This is a genomic window from Candidatus Stoquefichus sp. SB1 (assembly GCF_001244545.1).
Classification (GTDB): Bacteria; Bacillota_I; Bacilli_A; order Erysipelotrichales; family Coprobacillaceae; genus Stoquefichus.
In genome coordinates this window covers 156,021-174,790 of the sequence record NZ_LN852694.1, presented here as the reverse complement: position 1 = coordinate 174,790, position 18,770 = coordinate 156,021, and the positions used below count along the sequence as shown (strand labels likewise).

Below are 18,770 nucleotides of genomic sequence, written 5' to 3'. Positions count from 1 at the left end.
CTTTTTTGATTTGTAAAAGCATTGTTCTTCTTACATTAACTCTTCATCTTTTACAAATAAATAATTATCGATGACATCCTTATAATGCCGATTAACAACCACTTCACAACCATTATCCAAAACAATAATCCTTCTACTATCTGCACTAATATAATAATGATCAATATGTAATGTATTCACAATTGTATGTGCACTTACTTGAATAAACCTTCTCTTTGATAAATGAACCATTAAATGTTTTAATGATTTTGTAATATAATAGACATCTTTTTCTGTATAGACAGATATTGTTCGTCTTAACTCATCAATATAGCATATATCCCATATATACATATGATAATAATTATATTCATCGTCAAAAACTTTTAGTGTTCCATATTTAAGTTTGATAAAATGACAGATTTGTTTCACAAGATTTTTATTTTTTGGATGACACTGTATTAAAACCATGTTTCTATTTATATCATGATTTGTTAGTATTTTTATATTCATATACATTCCCCTCTTTTTTAAGAATGAAGTTAAAACTGAATAATATGATGAAAACTGTCACTTTGTGACAGTTTTACATGTCCTAACATTTCATTACTACTGCTCTTTATTTTCTTGAACTTGTTTTTTCTGTTTTTCAAGTTCTAAAACTACCACATCAGAATCACGCATTTGTTTTTGAATATTAGACAAAACAATCTTAGATTTTTCTTGCGCAATTTGTACAGCTTTTTTCGCATCTGGCATTTCTTCAAAATTACTTTTTGCTTTATTATAAGTTATATTTGCCTGATATAAATATTCCTCACACACATAATACATAGCTGCCCATTGCGTTGCATATCTAACAAAAATTCCAGCAAAATTAGAATTAGTAAAGAACTCTATACGTCCTTCTTCAGATTTATTTTCAACTTGTTTCATTAATTTAGGTATCTTTGATTGTGATAATTTTCCACAATATTGACTTAATGATTCCCAGAATAATGCAGCGGTCAATAGGGATGTTGATACTTTCTTTAAACATCTAATAGCTGTTAAAAGCATTTCAATAGCTGTATCTGTTGTAATGACTTTATCTTTATTTAATTGTACAAGAATTGCAAACTTTTCAATCTCTCCTAATGATTCTCTTTTCTGTTTTTCTAATTCAAGTTTCTTATTTAATAAACTTTTTACATTTTCAGCATGTGCTTCACTAGCACTTTTTGCAGCTTTTTTCGCTTCTTTCATACTGTCTGTTAGTGATTTTAATGAAGCTGAAATACCTGTTAATACAGCTTCATAATTTTTCACATTTGTTTCTTGTTCTTGAATTGATGTATTGAATTCATTAATTTTCTTAATAATATTTTCTATTTCTTTTTCTAATATTTCTACATCTTTTTGTTGTTTTGGTTTTAACTCTTCATTTGTTTCTTTTGATAAAAGATCTTTTTTATTTTGTAGTTGTAATTCTTTTGCTGCTTTTTCATTTTCTAATGTTTTCTTTTGATCTTTCATCTCTAGTAATTTCTTTTGTGTTGTTTCTTTTTCTTTTGTTGTTTCTTGTTGCTTCTTTTCATTATCAGCTTTTTCTTTTTCAATTTTTGCTAGTTCTTCTTGACTAGCATTAACATTATTATTTTTCGTACTTGTTGATATACCAGATGAGATACCTAAAGAAAGTGCACCTGTTAAAGCTGAAACAATAGACATTGTCAACTCTCTTGTTTCAGCAGATTTTAAAGCTTCTTTTTCTTGATTATATTCAAGATTAATTGCTTCTACTTCGTCTGTTAAACTCTTTGCTAGAGATTCTGTTTTTGCTTTATCAGCATTTATTTTTGCTAATTCTTCTTCAAATTGTGCTTTATTTTTTATTTCAGATGCATGCTCTTTTTCTACTTTTTGTAATACTGTCACAGTATCTTTAGCCAACTTATCAAACTCCATTGATAAATCTTTAGAACTTTTTGCCATCAGTGATGCATATTGTGCAGTCGAATCAAAAATAACCATTGCCTCATCAGTCCATCCATCTTTCATCCACTTGTAACTATCTAAAATTTCTCTTGTGATTTCTCTTGACTGACCTTTAAAAGCTGATATTGTTGCTTTACTTTTACTACATAATGTTAGTAATGACGCTTGTAACCCATCAAGATCTCCTTGCATATCTTTTCCATTTAAAGCACAAAATGCAACATATAATAAATCAACTGAATTATTCAGATTCATTAACATATCATCTAATTCTATTTCCTGTAATAGACTTTCTTTTGCTTCTACAACTAATGGAATCGTTTTTTCTGGCAATCCATCATATTTCACTTCATATTTTTTAATTCCATCATTCCATTGAATTTGACTATCTGTAACTTCATATTTCATAACTCCATCTCTCCTATTGTATGAACTTATCAAAACATCCACACTTACTCCATTTTCTTTCATTTAGATTTTTTTATTTGAAACTATACAACCTCTAGGATATGATTTTTGAACACAACCTTTCCACTTAGGTGTTGATTCAATCACAATCCCATCACCTACATAAATACCAATATGTCCTTCCATCCAAACTAACCAACCTGGTTGTAATTTTGTAAAATCAGTTGTGACATGAGAACACTTGTTAATCATAGTATTCGCATTAATATCAGGAACACCATTCTTTCCATATTTACCATTTTCTGGATATCCCCATAAAATACCTTTAATCAATCCACTACAATCAACCAAATAGTATCCATCACTTGTCTTGGCATTCATAAACTTTCCTAATTGATATCTTGTTTTCATTCTTTCAATCTGTTTTGCTTTCTCAATAAAATCATTAACTTTCATTTCCGTATCCTCCTTAATAAAAATATAGTTTGCAAGTTATATCACCTATTCATTAGGTGCCCTCACCTCCTTATCTTCTATATTAATTAAATAAAAAGAGGAAAATGCGCTTGCTTGTATTCAATACAAATACACATCTCCCTTTACAATTTCTAACAAAATTAAACCCTATTTTTTCTATTTTATAATTATATAAAAGCAACATAGAAAATATTTTTCATTATTGCTCATTTCCTTTTCTTTTTGTCCCTTATAAAAATTCCTCATCCCCTTTAACAATATAATCTTTAAACGAATCTGGATTCTTATTATATTCATTAATGATAGTCATATAAATTTCATTATCGAAATGAATCACCTCTGGTTCCTTATCTAATAATTCAAGAATTTTAGAACTTGTCACAACACCACATCCCAATTGGCTTAACCTTTCTTCCAATATAGAAAGATATAATACTTGATTAACAGAGTCAGAAATCTTCTGACGCAATATAGCTAATTTCTTTGTATCATCATCAATATTTTTATAAATTTTATTACATTCTTCTTGGTTTTTTTGACAAAATACCCTTGCTTCACTAATGTGGTTTTCTAGTTGATGAATCATATCCACAGCGTTTTCAAATTCTTGCAAATATCTATTATATTTACCTGACCTTTTATCCTTAATTGTCATAATTAATCCTACATATGGAATGAATTTTTTTGATCTCATATTCTTCAATTCTTTATCACAATTATCTCTTGCTTGAGTATATTGTTGGATATCAATAGTCCATTTTTTGATTTTGATATCATATTCCTCTATATTATTTTTTAATTCTTCAATATTTTTTCTTTGAACATTGATCGTATTATAAAGATTTGTCATCTCTTTTTTTAATTTAGGAGCATTTTGAGAAGTCTCCTGCAAATTTTTTTTAGCATCATCTAACATTTTTTTGATTTTTGGCATAAATTCATTTAAGACTTCCTGATATTTTTTTGAATTTGAATCTAGTGAAGCAAGCATCCTATATGTTTTCTTCCCTGTACTTAATTGTATTTTTAGTTGTTGAAGTGTCTCATTCATCTTTCATTCCTCCTTGTATCTCATATTTACAAATGAGAATTTATATAACATATATATTAATTAAATATAATATAAAAGGAGAAATGCTTGTCTTTTATACAAATAAATCGTTTCTTTTTCAAACATATTTTTTAATAGTAAAATTGACAAAAAAATATCTTTAAAGAATTTACACCTCAATTTATTACTAGCATGGTGTGTGTCCATCCTTTTGTTGATTGAAAAGAAAAAAACTGTAACGGTGAATAGTCCAACTATTTACACGTTACAGTTCTTATTGCATTATTTATATAAAGAATTCAATAGAATTAAAATATTTTCAAATAAAAAAAGAAAAATGGAATTTTTTTGTGTATATATAAGTATAGGGATATTTTAAATGATAAATCATTGTTTTCTTATAGCAAATATTATAAAATATCCTTATAGACATTCCTCATCTGTTTTTTTACTGCCTTTCATATAAAAAGGAGGAATTGTTTATGAATCAACTATTAGAAACAAAACCAGCAGATGTTGTCGCTGATTTTCTTAAGGATAAGCTGAGATTTGCTGATTTTGTGAATTTGTTTCTTTTTAACGGCAGACAGAAGATCGCACCTTCTGATTTACTAGTTTTTGATAGTGACAGCTCGACTGTCTTCTATCAGAATGAGGGGATTGCTTCCGTTGGTAAACGGAGGGATTCCATCATGCTTGCAAAGATCGATGATATTGATGTCATCATCGCTATTGAACATCAGCAGGCTATTGACTACTCCATGCCTTTTCGGGTTTTGCTGTATGATACAATTGGCTATAATCAGCAGTATAACCAGTCAGACAGAAATGCAAGAAGAGCCTTTCATCCTATTCCAGTGATTACCTTTGTATTATATACTGGGCAAAGACATTGGATACAGCCAAGAACGCTGACAGATATGATGAAGATTCCAGAAAGTATCAGAGAAAAGATAAACAACTGGAATTTAAATGTCATTGACATCAAGACCATTGAAGTGAATGAGAAACTCCACTGTGAGGATAATCAGAAAGTGATTGGAGCAGTTCAGCAGTTCTATTGCTGGGATGGGGATATCAGCCGTTTAACAGGAATGGTGATGTCGAAGGAAGCAGCGGTAGTCGTTGCAACGATTATTGGAGAAGAAAGAATATTAAGAATGATTGAACAGGAAGAAAAGGAGGAAATTGATATGTGTACAAGTGTAACGAACGCTTTAAACAAAGCGACACTGCAAGGAGAGCAGAAAGGTCGAGAATTGGGCTTAAAAGCTGGAAAGATTGAAGTCATTATGAATCTATTGAAAACGAAGTTAGGAGATTTATCCGATGAAGTGATGAATCAGATTCAGGCATGCAATGAAGAACAACTTGATTTATTGGTTAATCATTATGCTTCTATCAATAGTGAGCAGGATATATTTGATGCCTTATCATGATAATTTTAGATATCAAAGGAAGGGACAGTAATCGTTGTAACAATTATTGACGAAGAAAAGGAGGAAATTGATATGTGTACAAGTGTAACGAACGCTTTAAACAAAGCAACACTACAAGGAGAGCAGAAAGGTCGAGAATTGGGCTTAAAAGATGGCTTAAAAGTTGGAAAGATTGAAGTGATTACGAATCTATTGAAAACAAAGTTAGGAAATTTATCTGATGAAGTGATGAATCAGATTCAGGCATGCAATGAAGAACAGCTTGATTCATTGGTTAATCATTTGATTACTATCAATAATGAGCAGGATATATTTGATGCTTTATCATGATAGTTGTAAATATCAAGGAAAGAGATAGTAATCGCTGCAACAATTACTGAAGAAGAAAGGTCAGTATGGAGAACATAAACCCATGTCCATCGGTCGAGGCTGAGACATAAAACCTGCTCCACTTACAGAGAAAACTGCTACAAAATCAAAAAGGCGAGAAATCGCCTTTTAATTTTACTAATTATTCCTAGGAAAAGAAAATACGGGAGAAAGGAATTCATTTAAAGAACGAGTAAAAGAAACAGTTATTAACCAAAAATATATTATATTATTTTTGTTAAGAATCAATATCTTATTTACTCTCGTTATTTCGTAAGAAAAGGTTACTACATCCTGTCAGCTGAAAAAGATAATTTTTTTCCTATGCTTCCTATATTTATTATCTTTATGACCTTGCTGAAAAAAATGAGAAGGACTATGATTATAACACTATTCACACATCTATCTTTTCTATCTGTTTATCATTTTTCCCACCTATTGACACATTATAAGTCCGTATATAATGACATTGATGTTTCTATTAAGTAATTTAACAAATTAAACTCTCATAACTTATATTTTAATGATTAATTGCTAGTTCTTAAAACGTATTTACCCTGTGTTATTGTGGATGACCCCTTTATCCTCCACTCTTGACACAAAGTCAAAAGAAAAGGAAATCAAATAGAATTATTTCTACTTGGTTTCCTTTTTACATTAAATATTTACTTATATTCTATAATAGGAGAATTTATAATTTGAACATCTTCATTGATATGATATTTTGTAAGATGATGTCCTTTGGCATCAACAACAACTAACATCGTCATATCATTAATACCATCAGCTTCAAATTTTGCCTTATCATATTGAATTAACAAATCACCAGATTTCACCTGATCACCAACCTGAACAAAGACTTCAAAACCAACACCACCTAAATTCACTGTATCTAATCCAACATGAATCAAAATTTCCATTCCATCTTCATTTTCAATTCCAACAGCATGTTTCGTATTATCCATAACCATTGTGACTTTACCATTACAAGGTGCATAGATTTTCCCCTCTATCGGTTGAATAGCAATCCCATCACCCATCATCTTTGTCGCAAAGACTTCATCTGGTACATCTTCTATAGCAACGCTCTTCCCATTCGCCATTGCATAAAAGGCTTTGTTTTTCTTTTTAAAGAATCCCATATTATTTTAACTCTGGCCAATAATCTTTATTGGCTTCAATCATTTCATCCAAGATTTGTTTTGCAACTTTTGCACTTGGTACAATTTTTGATAAAGTCATAGCTTGCCACATTTTTTGGTAACTTCCTTCAATCCATGCTTCAACAACTAATTTTTCTACTGAAACTTGCTGTTCCATCATTCCCTTTTGGAATTGTGGAATGGCCCCTTGAACAACTCTTTCATAACCATTGATACCTACATAACAAGGAATTTCTACCATAGCAGTTCTATCAAAGTTCTCAATAGCTCCTTCATTAGGAACAATTAATAAGAATTTTTCTTTTGTATTTGTTGCAAGAGCACAAGCTAAGTCAACAATATATTCAGCATGTGCATCTGGTTCAAATCCACCATCTTTTGCAGTTCCTTTATCAATAATATTTTGACAAATTGTAAAGATATTCTTTTCACGATGTTCCATAACTTCATTAGCACGGGTATGATTTGGATCAGAATGTTCAACAACATAATCAGGATATAAATAATATTTTAAATAAGTATTTGGAATTGTATCTGGATCTAATGCATAAACATCTTTGGCTTTTGCAAATGTTTCAATCCAGCTTTGTTCAACATGTTGATTTGTTTTAGACAAAGCATCTGCAAATCCATTCGCAGCCACATGTTTTTTAATTTCTGGCATTAAATCATTTCCTTTTTGATCTTTAATAGAATGCCACCAACCAAAGTGATTTAATCCATAATATCCAACATCTAATTCTTTTCTTGAACTTAAACCAATCATTGAAGCCATTTTTTCTTCTAAGTCAATTGGCATATCACAGATATTTAAGATTTTAGAATTTGGACGTAATCTTCTTGTAGCTTCAGCAACAATAGCTGCTGGATTTGAATAATTTAACATCCAAGCATTTGGTGAATATTTTTCCATATAATCTAAGATTTCAATAACGCCACCAATTGAACGCATACCATAAGCAAGTCCTCCTGGCCCACATGTTTCTTGACCAACAACTCCATATTTTAATGGAATCTTTTCATCTTTTTCACGCATTGCATATAATCCAACACGAATATGACACATAACAAAGTCTACATCTGTAAATGCTTCTTGAGGATCAGTTGTATAACCAAATTCCACTTCTGGAGCATTTTCTTTTAAATAGATTTCACAAGCTTTTGCGATTGTTTCTTGTCTTTCTTTAAAATTATCATAGAACTTAATCTTTCTAATAGGGAAACGATCCATATGTTCTAATAATAACAAACAAATTCCTGGAGTAAATGTACTTCCTCCACCTGCAATTGTAATTGAATATTTTTTTTCTGCCATTTTCTTTCTCCTCCGTTTTTACATTAATCTTATAGTGGCAAACAAGCTAATACAGCTTACCAACATCACAAGCATACTTCCTCCACCATTGACAAAAGATTGCTTGATTGTTGAATTTTTAAGTGTAACTAAAACTGGAATATTGTAGTATTGGATAGCACGATAGAAAACATAAAGTAACATCATCAAATAGAATAGATTCATTGTTAACATTTGAGCAACTAATAATAGAATCATATTAATACAAACAAATTTTGTATTACCTTTGATTAAATTCTTTTGAATTAATTGGACAAGATAAGCAATATAAGGATTAATCATTGCGATTAAGAATACAACTGTTGTACTTGGATCTTGACTTAAAAGCTGTTGAAATGTGATACCATTCATCGATGCTTTTAATGATACATATAAGTAACATATTAAAGGAGTAATTGCTAGGAACACTTTTGCGATCATAAAGTATCGATTCATTTTTTGAAGTTCTTTATCTTGTTTTTTCATTCGTGCCATATTTTCTACCTTCCTCTTTCTATAATAAACCCTCAAATTCTTCTCTAACTGATGGAACTTTTAAACCAACAATAACTTGTATATTCGTTTTTGTCGCCTTAATACCATGAGTTCCAATGTTTTTAAAATAACTATCACTTTGTACTAAAGTTTCATCTTTGACATTCACACGTAAACGTGTTGCACAGTTTGTCACATCAACAATGTTATCTTTTCCACCTAATGCTTCTAAGATCATTGTTGCTAAACTTCCTTGAGTTGCTCCACCTGATTGTTTTTCTTTAAAATCAGCTTTACTGTGGAATGTAATTTCTTCATCATCTTCTTCACGACCAGGTGTTGCAAAATTGAATTTTAAAATTAAGAATCTGAAGACAACGAAATAAATACCTGTAAAAATTAAACCTATAACTAATAATGTTAAATATGTTGGCCAATGATTTGCCATTAATGGAATAAAGTTTAAAGCTGAAATTTCAATCAATCCACCTGACATTGCTCCAACAACTCCAAACATGTAGGCAACTGTTGAAAGTGTTGCTGCCAAAATTGCATGGACAACAAATAAAACTGGTGCGATAAATAAGAATGTAAATTCAATTGGTTCTGTAACCCCACAGAAAATTGCTGTTAAAGTAATCGGAATTAATAAACCTGCGATTTTCTTTTTCTTACTATCTTTAGCAGTCATATAGAATGCTAAGGCAATTCCAGGACAACCAAAGATTTTTGATAAACCTGTTAATGTTGGCCAGGCATATGGTGCGAGTGTTTTCAATGATTCACTACTTGATGCAAGTTCAGGTAATTGTGTTGCCCAAGTTGAGAAGACTCCACCTGCAACAACTGCTGAATCATAGAAGAATGGGAAATAAAGTAAGTGATGTAAACCAAATGGGATTAAGATACGTTCCATGAAGATGAACACCCAAACACCTAGAGCTCCAGCTCCAGCGATAAATCCCTGAAATGCTCTCATTCCTGATTGAACCATTGGCCATAAACTCGCTGATAAGAAAGCGACAGGTAAGAGAACAAAGAATCCAACAATAACGACAAATGATGAACCACTAAATGTTCCCATCCATTCTGGCAACTCTGTATCGAAATAACGATTGTGTAAGAAAATAACAATCCCTGAAATAAGTAGTGCTCCAATCATTCCCATATCTAATGTCTTAATGCTGGCAACCATTGTTAAACCACTTGTTCCACCAACTTCAGCAGCAAAGTCGACACCAAATGTAGATCCCCATTGACTTAAGATTGTACTTAAGAAATATTGGAATGTTAAATAAAGTACTAACGCTTCCATACAACATCTTGCCTGTTGTTTTTTAGCAAGACCAATTGGTAGTCCTACTACGAATATTAATGGTAATTGATTAAAGACTGTCCAGCCACCCTGTAAGATAACATTCCAGCATTGATACCATAAACCATCAGGACTAGCAAGCCCACCCATAATGGCTTCGGTTGTAAACAATGTTCCAATTCCAATTGTAATACCAGCAAAAGCAAACAGCAGAACTGGTGTGAACATTGCTCCTCCGAATCTTTGAATTTTTTGCATCATATCATTTTTCCTCCCTCGTGATATCTCTTGCACGTTTATAGTAACCCCTTTCAAAAAAAAGTACAATACTTCTAAGAGACATAGGAACAAGACCCATTTCCAATGATTTATCACATCAGGCGTGAATTTTCACACATTAAAAAAGTGTTGATCAATTCAACACTTTTTTAATTTATATAGATTGATCATGAATAATCATCAATGAACTGTGAAACTTTTTCTTCTCTTCCAACAACTGCAATTGTATCATCACATTTAAAATGATATTGAGGATTAATTTCTGTTTCTGTTTTCCCATCATGGTGAATAGCAATAATATTTAATCCATATTTTTCACGAACTTTCATTTCTATAATCGTTTGTCCGACCATTTGTCTAGATACCTTGATTTCCATCACTTCTATTCCTTTTCCAATAGAGATAGAATCAATCATATTATCTCTTAATATTTTCTTAGCAATTCTTAAAGCCATATCTCTTTCAGGATAAACAACCTGTGCACCTAATTTTTCTAAGACTTCTCCCTGTTCACTACTTGTGGCTTTGGCAATCACTTTAGGAATATTTAAATGAATAACATTCAAAGTTGTTAAAATACTTGTTTCAATCTTATCACCAATACAAATAATAGCCATATCACAATTTTGTACACCAATATCTTCTAAAACCTCTTTTGTTAAACTTTGTGCTACAAATGCATACTCTGTATAATCCCTTAATTCTTTCACTCTATCTTCATCTCGATCAATCCCAATGACTTCTTTTCCAGCCTGAGCCAGAGTTTTAGCTAATGGCATTCCAAATCTTCCCAAACCAATAATCGCATAACTTTTTTTATTTTTCATTTTCTTCACCTATCCTATCGTTATATCTTCTGTTGTATAAACAGCCGTTGTTGGCTCTTTATAACTTCCTAATGTGATAATTGTTATGGCACCAATACGACCAACATACATTGTGAAAATAATAATCACTTTTCCTATAATGCTTAAATGTGGCGTAATTCCAGTTGATAGACCAACCGTTCCAAATGCTGAAGTACTTTCAAACAATAATTGTAAAAAAGTATAATGTGGTTCAAACACACATAACAAGAAAGTACTTATCATAACAACACAAAGTGATAATAATGTGACTACAAAAGCTTGTTTAATCACACTATCTGAAATTCTTCTTTTAAAGGCAACACAATGCTGATGCTTGATAATACTGCGTACAACATTTCCTAATACAAACAACGTACTTGTTTTTATACCTCCTCCTGTCGAACCAGGTGAAGCACCAATAAACATTAAAATAATTAAAACAAAGAGTCCCGCATTACTAAAGTTTCCTAACGGATATGTTGAAAATCCTGCTGTACGCGCTGATACACTATGGAAAAAAGCACCTAGCCATGTCACTTGATCAGTCATTTTTATAAGAATTGTTCCAACTCCAATTAAAAATAAACTCACAGTTATGACTGCTTTAGAATGTAAAGAAAGTTTTTTGAATGATTTTTTATTTTTCACATCAATAATCACTAAAAAACCAATACCTCCTAAAATAATCAATCCACATGTTACCAAATTTAATAAAACATTATTTTGATAAGGAATCAAATTTGTTAATCCACCTAGAATATCAAAACCAGAATTATTAAACGCTGCAACAGAATGAAATACACTAATCCCTAGTGCCTCTATAGGAGGATAATCCTGTACAAAAACAATAAAGCTTAAAACTGCTCCAACAAACTCAAATAACAAAGTCATTTTTAAAACATCTTTCACTAATTTAACCAAACCACCATAGCCACCAATATTCCATGATTCCTTAATCAGTTTTCTTGCCTTAAATCCTACCCGCTTCCCAGTTGCTAAAATAATACTAACGCCTACACAAGTCACACCCAAACCACCAATTTGAATAAGCAACGCAACAATTGTTCGTCCAAACACAGTAAAATGCTCTGCTGTATCAATGGCAATTAAACCCGTTACACAAACAGCACTTGTTGAAGTAAAGAGAGCATCAATAAAAGTGACATGTGACCCCACTCTAATTGAAATAGGCAACATTAAAAGCAATGAACCAATTAAAATCACACTTGCAAACCCCAATGCGATTAATCGTGGAGGGGATGAATGCGCTCCTATTTGACTTACTCTTTTTAAAATCCTTTGCATAAATAATTTCCCCCTATCTTTCTATGAAAACAATTCATCAATTTTCAAACTATCTCTTTTAGAATATTCAAAAATTAATTGTCTATACCTTAAAAAACCAGATTCATCATAACTTAGAATCTGGTTTTTCTTATGCTAAAAATACATTTGTTGAATAAATAAAGTATAATACTTTATGCCAGACTCCACCACATATTCAACAAAACTATTCAATTATTCTTCAATCATTTCAGGTTTCATTTTCATTGCAGCTACCGCTTTTCTAATCTTATAGAAACTTTCTGCAATGTTTAAACCATGATCTCCAATACGTTCAAAATCAGTTAAGATTTTGGTATAAACAACACTATTTTCAGTTGTACATTTCTTTTGTTTTAAACGAATTAATTGATTAATATTAAATTCACGATTTGTTTTATCAATATTCTCTTCAATAATATCAACCTTATCAACAAGATTTTTAAACTCATCATATTTCATAATCTTCAATTCATCTAATATATTGGTACATAAACTACTCATAATGCCAATTTCATCCATTGCTTCATCAGAAAAATGTCTATTTTCATCATGTAACAATTTCGCACGATTTGCAATATTAACCGCATGATCTCCAATTCGCTCTAAATCAGCCGATACTTTCAAGAAAAGACCTATTGTTTGAGAACCTTCAAGTGGAAATTCATTAGAAATAGCATTGGTTGTAAAATCTACAATTTGTTTATTTAAAAAATTAATATAATCTTCACTTTTTTGTAATTTCTCATATTTTTCATCTTTATAACTAATCATCAGTTCAAAAGATCTTCGCACATTATCAATTGCTACATCCAACATATTTTGTGTTTCATTAAATAATTGCGTATTCGCAATAGCACTTGTTCCAATATGAAAATCATTTGTAAAAATATTAAAATCTAAATACTTCACATCCATACGATCTTCATGTCCTTCTTTTTCAGGAAGAATTTTATACGTAAGTTGGACTAATTGTTTTCCAAATGGAAGTAACAGCAATGTTGTGACAATATTAAAGACAGTATGCACATTTGCGATTTGAGCTGGAATATTACTTGGTGTTAAAGCTTGCATCCAATGAGCAAATGGCGTCACCATACTAATGAATACAAATATCAATGTTCCTATAATATTAAAGGACAGATGTAAAATCGTTGTACGTTTCGCATTACGTCCTGTTCCTATAGAAGCCAGCACAGCTGTAATACAAGTTCCAATATTTTGTCCAAATAAGACATAAATAGCAGAAGGTAAAGTAATCACTCCACTCATAGCAAGTGCTTGTAAAATACCAACTGAAGCAGATGAACTCTGAATAACAGCAGTGAATATTGCTCCAACTGCAATACCAATCAATGGATTTTCAAAATTAGAAACGATACTTATAAATTCTGGTGAACTTCTAAGTGGTACCATTGCCCCTGACATCATGTCCATTCCCATAAACAAAATACCTAATCCTGCTGCAATAGTTCCAATTGCATCCAATCGTTTACTTTTGAAAAATGCAATCAATGCAACTCCAACAAAAGCAATAACAGGTGCCAATGCAGTAATATCTAAAGCAATTAATTGTCCCGTAATTGTTGTTCCAATATTAGCTCCCATAATCACCCATACAGCATTTTCAAGCTTCATTAAACCAGCATTAACAAAACCAACTGTCATAACCGTTGTTGCTGATGAAGATTGAATAAGTGCAGTAATCAGAGCTCCAACTCCTACTCCTAAAAAACGATTTGTTGTTAATTTTTCAAGGATTGTTTTCATTTTATTTCCAGCAGCTAATTCCAATCCATTTGACATCATTGTCATCCCATATAAAAATAATGCCAAGCCTCCTAATAAAGCAAATACATTCGACATTTCCATCCCTTTTTTGCCTCCTAATGATATACAAACAAAGATTAACATTTCATTTACATATTGTAAATAAACTTAACACAAACTTAACATTTCTCAGCCACTTTTTTTATGATTACCAAAAAAATAGTGGTTTTATTCGTATATAAAGATTAAAAAAACATGCAGCAATAATATTTAATGTCTACATGTTTTTTTATCTTTTAATGATTATAAGAGGTACATCTTTCAAAAGCAGATCAATCAAAAAACAATTTACAAATTGACTAATATCTCTTTATTCTATATACACACCATATCAATTACTGTCATCACTTATTTATTCTTTTTAAACCAATAGTCTTTATTTGTTTAATTGATAAAAAGAAAGCTTATCATTCTTCATTCATATCCCTTTCACGTATCTGTAAATCTTCCATGACTTGAGGATATATTTTATCTAATTTATAAAAATGATAGATAATTGGAAGCAAGGATAAAGAAATAATTGGAATAATAAAATACATAATTTTTATAGCATGAATAACATTAGCTGATTGTACTGCTAATAATCCGTTATAACCAACTGACCCTAGTACTCCCATAGCAACAGCTGCTGCTAATCCTGCACCAATTTTAGCACCAAATGTTGTACTTGAATATAGCATACCCTCTACACGATATCCAGTTTTCCATTGTCCATACTCTATCGTATCTGCAATCATAGCAAATATAGTTCCAGATGTGCAGGCATTTCCAATCCCGCGAATTCCTGAACAGAACATAAGCCAAGAAGCTGATTCAGGATTAAAAAGCATAAGACCTTGTGCTCCAATTGAAACAAATGCTCCAATAACCGCAGTATTACGTTTACCAATCTTACGAACTATAGTAGGAAGAATAGGCATTGTCAAAATAACTACAGCTGTCGTAATTGCCATGAAGAACCCAGCAAAATTTTCACTTCCAAGAACATATTTTGCATAATAAGTTGCGCAACTCATACTGATTCCCATTCCAATAGAATAAACAACCCAAATTCCAACAATAACTAACCACTGATCATTTTTAAAACATAACTTCAAAGTTTTTACAAATGGCATTTTTGTTTCTTTTTGTTTAGATGATACACGAACACGCTCTTTTGTTTTAGCAAAACAAGTAAAAAATAAGATTGCTGCAATAAAACCATATAACAATGAAGCTAAAACCCATGATTTTTGATTGCTACTTCCACCTAAAGAATTGACAATGGGAAGTGTCATTGCATTAATAATTAACGATCCCATTTGAGCCATTGTCATACGAAATACATTAATAACCATACGTTGATCTTGACTGCGCGTTAATAATGAATTTAAAGCTCCATATGGCACATTAATTGCAGTATACAAAACAGTTGTAACTAAATTATATGTAATTGCAACATAAATATATTTTCCTGTATCCCCAATATTAGGCACCAAAAAGATTAATACTAATGAAATTGCAATCGGAATAGCTAACCACAATAACCATGGACGTGCTTTTCCGTATTTAGATTTAGTTTTATCCATTATAAATCCCATTATAACGTCACTAATACCATCAAATACACGCGAAAATAAAATAATCATACCAATAATTCCTGGATTTAATCCTAATGCATCCGTATAAAAGAAAGTCACATAAGTTCCTGATAATACAAGAATTAAATTGCTTGCCAAATCACCACTTCCATATGCAATCTTTTCAAAAAGACCAATTTTTTCTTCATTTTCATTTAATTTCATATCTTTTTTCATTTTTTCTCCATTCCACTACAATTTTCATGTAGATTCAAATATATATAAAATGATTTTCATTCCAAATACTATTGCCTTACACATAAGGGAGGTTGTATCTCGCAAAGCATTTGGAATGAGCACATCAATTTTAATGCTGTGATTTATTATCGCCCATTGCAGCCAATAGGGCTGCAAAAGTAACTTCAGGTAATGCCTCATGATAATGCTTTAGTAATGCTGTATCATAATCGTGGGCTGAACGACATTCTTTATCAAAAATCATTGTAACTTCATCATCTTCTTTACAAGCATCCCACTTTGGTATTCCTTCATGATTTGGATTTCCTGTGTAGGCAAAATTGATAATAGCTTTTGACATTTGATCTTCTAAACGATCAGTAATTCCTGGTGTATTGGCTATTGGTACTTTATCAATGTTATGAAATACAAATGGAATATCACTACAATGCCATGCACATCGTCCATGATCACATGGGAATTCATAGGCAAATACATAGGAATAAGTTGGTGCCTCTTTATATTTTGCTTTAGCTTTTACAAGTTCCTTACTAGAATCCCTAAAAAATGGATCAATAAACAGAGCATCAACAATTTTCTTGTCTGGATAAGCTATTTTAAAAGACTCGATAATTTGTTCAGTTTTATCTTTAAAACGTGCTGATAATATCTGTCTCATTTCATCTATCGTCAATTCTTGTTTATTAAATGGAGCAGGATTTAAACTTGCAAACTCACTATATACACTTCCTACAATTAATGGTGTTTTTTTAGCCTGTTCACTAAAGTAAGTAACTTGAGGTTCACCTAAAAAATAATCATTAATCATTGGATTATTTCCTACGTATTCACCTGTTTTTGCAACGTCTTTAACAACTTTTAAATATGCTCTTTGTAGTGTAGAAATTGGAACAGTTTCAATCTTCTCTATTTCTTTTTCTGAAATATCTAATTCTTTTAACATTGCTAAAACAATGGCTCTTCCATTTCCCTTAGCATAAGGCATCATGTTTCCAGCAACTCCACTCATCACAATTCCTTTATGGAAAAGTCCCTCAGCCTCAGGTATTTGCATTAAAGCCGTTACTTTCATTCCTCCACCAGATTGACCAAATAAAGTAATATTATCTGGGTCTCCTCCAAATTCACTTATATTGTCACGTAGCCATCTTAATGCCTGAACTAAATCAGCTAAACCAGCATTAGATGAATTTTTATATTTTTTATCAAATGATTCTAAATCCATAAATCCAAGGATATTTAAACGATGATTAACTGAAACAACAACCACATCCCCATATTCAGATAAATTAGCACCATCATACGCCAATTGTTCGATTGAAGATCCAGCAAAAAAACCACCGCCATGTAACCATAATAGTACTGGTTTTTTCGCATCTTTTTCTAAATGTCTTGTCCAAATATTAGCAAATAAACAATGCTCGTCCTCAGGCCAATACATATGTGGAATAAGCATTTCTCCCTTAGGATTTTCTGGAATAAGCAATGGACAAACTTTACCAAAACTCGTTGTCTCTTTAATTCCTTCCCATGTTTCAGGGTCATGCGGCATTTGGAAACGTTGTGCATCTCCATAAGGAACGCCTTTAAAAGTATATGTTCCATTATAACAGTATCCTTTAACATATCCTGCGGTTGTTTTAACTGCTGGTACATTATCATATTCAAATTTTGGTATCATAAAATTATCTCCTCCTGTTTCTTTTTTGATTGAATTTTAAAGTTGTAAAGTGCTCCTATTAAATTGGACTCATTAAAAAATTTGCAAGTATCAACATTACAACGAGGAATTTCAAATGGTAAAGAATCATAAATTTTCTGTAACTTTCTTTGAATCTCTTGTAACACAATGGGTTGCCTAGAAATGCCTCCTCCAATTAATACTTTTTGTGGGTTGAATAGTGCTGATATTGTAAATATACCACCAGCTAATGTATCTATCATCTCATCAAAACAGTTACATGCGATTTCATCTTGAGATAAAATCATCTCAAATACTTTTTCTCCATTTAATTCTTCAAAAGGAATTCCTTTTTGTTTTGAGACTTTTGTTATTAAAGATCTCACTCCTGCTTGAAAAGCAAAAGAATGTTTAAAATCACTTTTTTTAAAATCTGCCATCATATAGGATAATTCACCTGCAAAAAAATCTGTTCCTTTATGAAGTTCATGATTTAAGATAATTCCACCACCAATTCCTGTTCCCAAAACTATAACAATTCCATCTCTTATGTCGCACAACTTGCCTAACCACAATTCGGCTAAGGCAGCGCATTTCCCATCATTTTCGATTGTGATTGGAACAGGGAAATAATGTTTAGCTTTCTCTACAAAATTACAGTTGTAATTGAATGCTAAAGCTCCTGGAGAATAAATAAATCCTTTTTCACTATCTATCCTACCTGGCAAACTGAAGGCAATTCCATCAACTTGATCTTTTACTTTAACATAAATTGAATATAATGATTTCATAAATTCTTCAAAAGAAGTATCATTGGTCTGTATTTTACCTCTTCTATAAATTTTGGCATCCATATCCATCAAGGCATATTTAACCATCGTACCGCCAACATCAAATACAAGTTTTTTCATTTTCCACCTCTCTAAGCGCTTACATGAATAATAAAAAAAATATAAGCATCTTTAATATAGATACATTATATCTTA

16 protein-coding genes are annotated in these 18,770 nt (G+C 31.3%); 2 read left to right on the top strand and 14 right to left on the bottom strand.

Going from position 1 to position 18,770, the window contains the following annotated elements; genetic code table 11:
* Positions 1 to 30: 30 nt before the first annotated feature.
* From BN1865_RS04445 to BN1865_RS04430, 4 genes are all read right to left on the bottom strand, one after another.
* Positions 31 to 492 (bottom strand): LytTR family DNA-binding domain-containing protein, encoded by a 462-nt coding sequence (locus tag BN1865_RS04445; protein WP_050636060.1) that lies wholly within the window; start codon positions 490 to 492, stop codon positions 31 to 33.
* Positions 493 to 588: 96 nt separating this feature from the next.
* Complete coding sequence (locus BN1865_RS04440; protein ID WP_050636059.1) at positions 589 to 2,364, bottom strand: coiled-coil domain-containing protein; 1,776 nt, start codon at positions 2,362 to 2,364, stop codon at positions 589 to 591.
* A gap of 63 nt (positions 2,365 to 2,427) precedes the next feature.
* Complete coding sequence (locus BN1865_RS04435; RefSeq protein ID WP_050636058.1) at positions 2,428 to 2,820, bottom strand: NlpC/P60 family protein; 393 nt, start codon at positions 2,818 to 2,820, stop codon at positions 2,428 to 2,430.
* A 250-nt stretch (positions 2,821 to 3,070) separates the two neighbouring features.
* Complete coding sequence (locus BN1865_RS04430) at positions 3,071 to 3,892, bottom strand: coiled-coil domain-containing protein (RefSeq protein ID WP_050636057.1); 822 nt, start codon at positions 3,890 to 3,892, stop codon at positions 3,071 to 3,073.
* A 482-nt stretch (positions 3,893 to 4,374) separates the two neighbouring features.
* Here BN1865_RS04430 and BN1865_RS04425 point away from each other — a divergent pair, with 482 nt between their 5' ends.
* Together BN1865_RS04425 and BN1865_RS04420 are read left to right on the top strand one after the other, a co-directional pair.
* Positions 4,375 to 5,331 (top strand): Rpn family recombination-promoting nuclease/putative transposase, encoded by a 957-nt coding sequence (locus tag BN1865_RS04425; RefSeq protein WP_050636056.1) that lies wholly within the window; start codon positions 4,375 to 4,377, stop codon positions 5,329 to 5,331.
* A gap of 72 nt (positions 5,332 to 5,403) precedes the next feature.
* On the top strand, positions 5,404 to 5,661 hold the full coding sequence (locus tag BN1865_RS04420) for a DUF4351 domain-containing protein (protein WP_050636055.1): 258 nt from the start codon (positions 5,404 to 5,406) through the stop codon (positions 5,659 to 5,661).
* Between the two features lie 704 nt (positions 5,662 to 6,365).
* Here BN1865_RS04420 and BN1865_RS04415 read toward each other — a convergent pair.
* From BN1865_RS04415 to BN1865_RS04370, 10 genes are all read right to left on the bottom strand, one after another.
* The gene (locus BN1865_RS04415; RefSeq protein WP_050636054.1) at positions 6,366 to 6,842 is read right to left on the bottom strand and encodes a PTS sugar transporter subunit IIA; all 477 of its coding nucleotides are present in this window, start codon (positions 6,840 to 6,842) and stop codon (positions 6,366 to 6,368) included.
* Position 6,843: 1 nt separating this feature from the next.
* Positions 6,844 to 8,178: a 6-phospho-alpha-glucosidase gene (locus tag BN1865_RS04410; protein ID WP_050636053.1), complete on the bottom strand. Its 1,335-nt coding sequence runs from the start codon at positions 8,176 to 8,178 to the stop codon at positions 6,844 to 6,846.
* A gap of 18 nt (positions 8,179 to 8,196) precedes the next feature.
* On the bottom strand, positions 8,197 to 8,691 hold the full coding sequence (locus tag BN1865_RS04405) for a hypothetical protein (RefSeq protein WP_050636052.1): 495 nt from the start codon (positions 8,689 to 8,691) through the stop codon (positions 8,197 to 8,199).
* A gap of 19 nt (positions 8,692 to 8,710) precedes the next feature.
* Positions 8,711 to 10,267 (bottom strand): alpha-glucoside-specific PTS transporter subunit IIBC, encoded by a 1,557-nt coding sequence (locus tag BN1865_RS04400; protein WP_050636051.1) that lies wholly within the window; start codon positions 10,265 to 10,267, stop codon positions 8,711 to 8,713.
* Positions 10,268 to 10,452: 185 nt separating this feature from the next.
* Entirely contained in the window at positions 10,453 to 11,112 is a 660-nt protein-coding gene (locus tag BN1865_RS04395) for a potassium channel family protein (protein ID WP_050636050.1), read from the bottom strand.
* Between the two features lie 9 nt (positions 11,113 to 11,121).
* The gene (locus tag BN1865_RS04390) at positions 11,122 to 12,438 is read right to left on the bottom strand and encodes a TrkH family potassium uptake protein (RefSeq protein WP_050636049.1); all 1,317 of its coding nucleotides are present in this window, start codon (positions 12,436 to 12,438) and stop codon (positions 11,122 to 11,124) included.
* Positions 12,439 to 12,651: 213 nt separating this feature from the next.
* Positions 12,652 to 14,328 (bottom strand): Na/Pi cotransporter family protein, encoded by a 1,677-nt coding sequence (locus tag BN1865_RS04385; protein ID WP_050636048.1) that lies wholly within the window; start codon positions 14,326 to 14,328, stop codon positions 12,652 to 12,654.
* Between the two features lie 365 nt (positions 14,329 to 14,693).
* Positions 14,694 to 16,082: an MFS transporter gene (locus BN1865_RS04380; protein ID WP_050636047.1), complete on the bottom strand. Its 1,389-nt coding sequence runs from the start codon at positions 16,080 to 16,082 to the stop codon at positions 14,694 to 14,696.
* Positions 16,083 to 16,212: 130 nt separating this feature from the next.
* Positions 16,213 to 17,784, bottom strand: a complete 1,572-nt coding sequence (locus BN1865_RS04375) for a carboxylesterase/lipase family protein (protein ID WP_050636046.1) — start codon at positions 17,782 to 17,784, stop codon at positions 16,213 to 16,215.
* A complete protein-coding gene (locus tag BN1865_RS04370; protein ID WP_050636045.1) occupies positions 17,781 to 18,695 on the bottom strand; it encodes an ROK family protein in 915 nt (304 codons plus the stop codon). Before BN1865_RS04370 ends, BN1865_RS04375 begins: the two co-directional genes overlap by 4 nt.
* Positions 18,696 to 18,770: the final 75 nt, after the last annotated feature.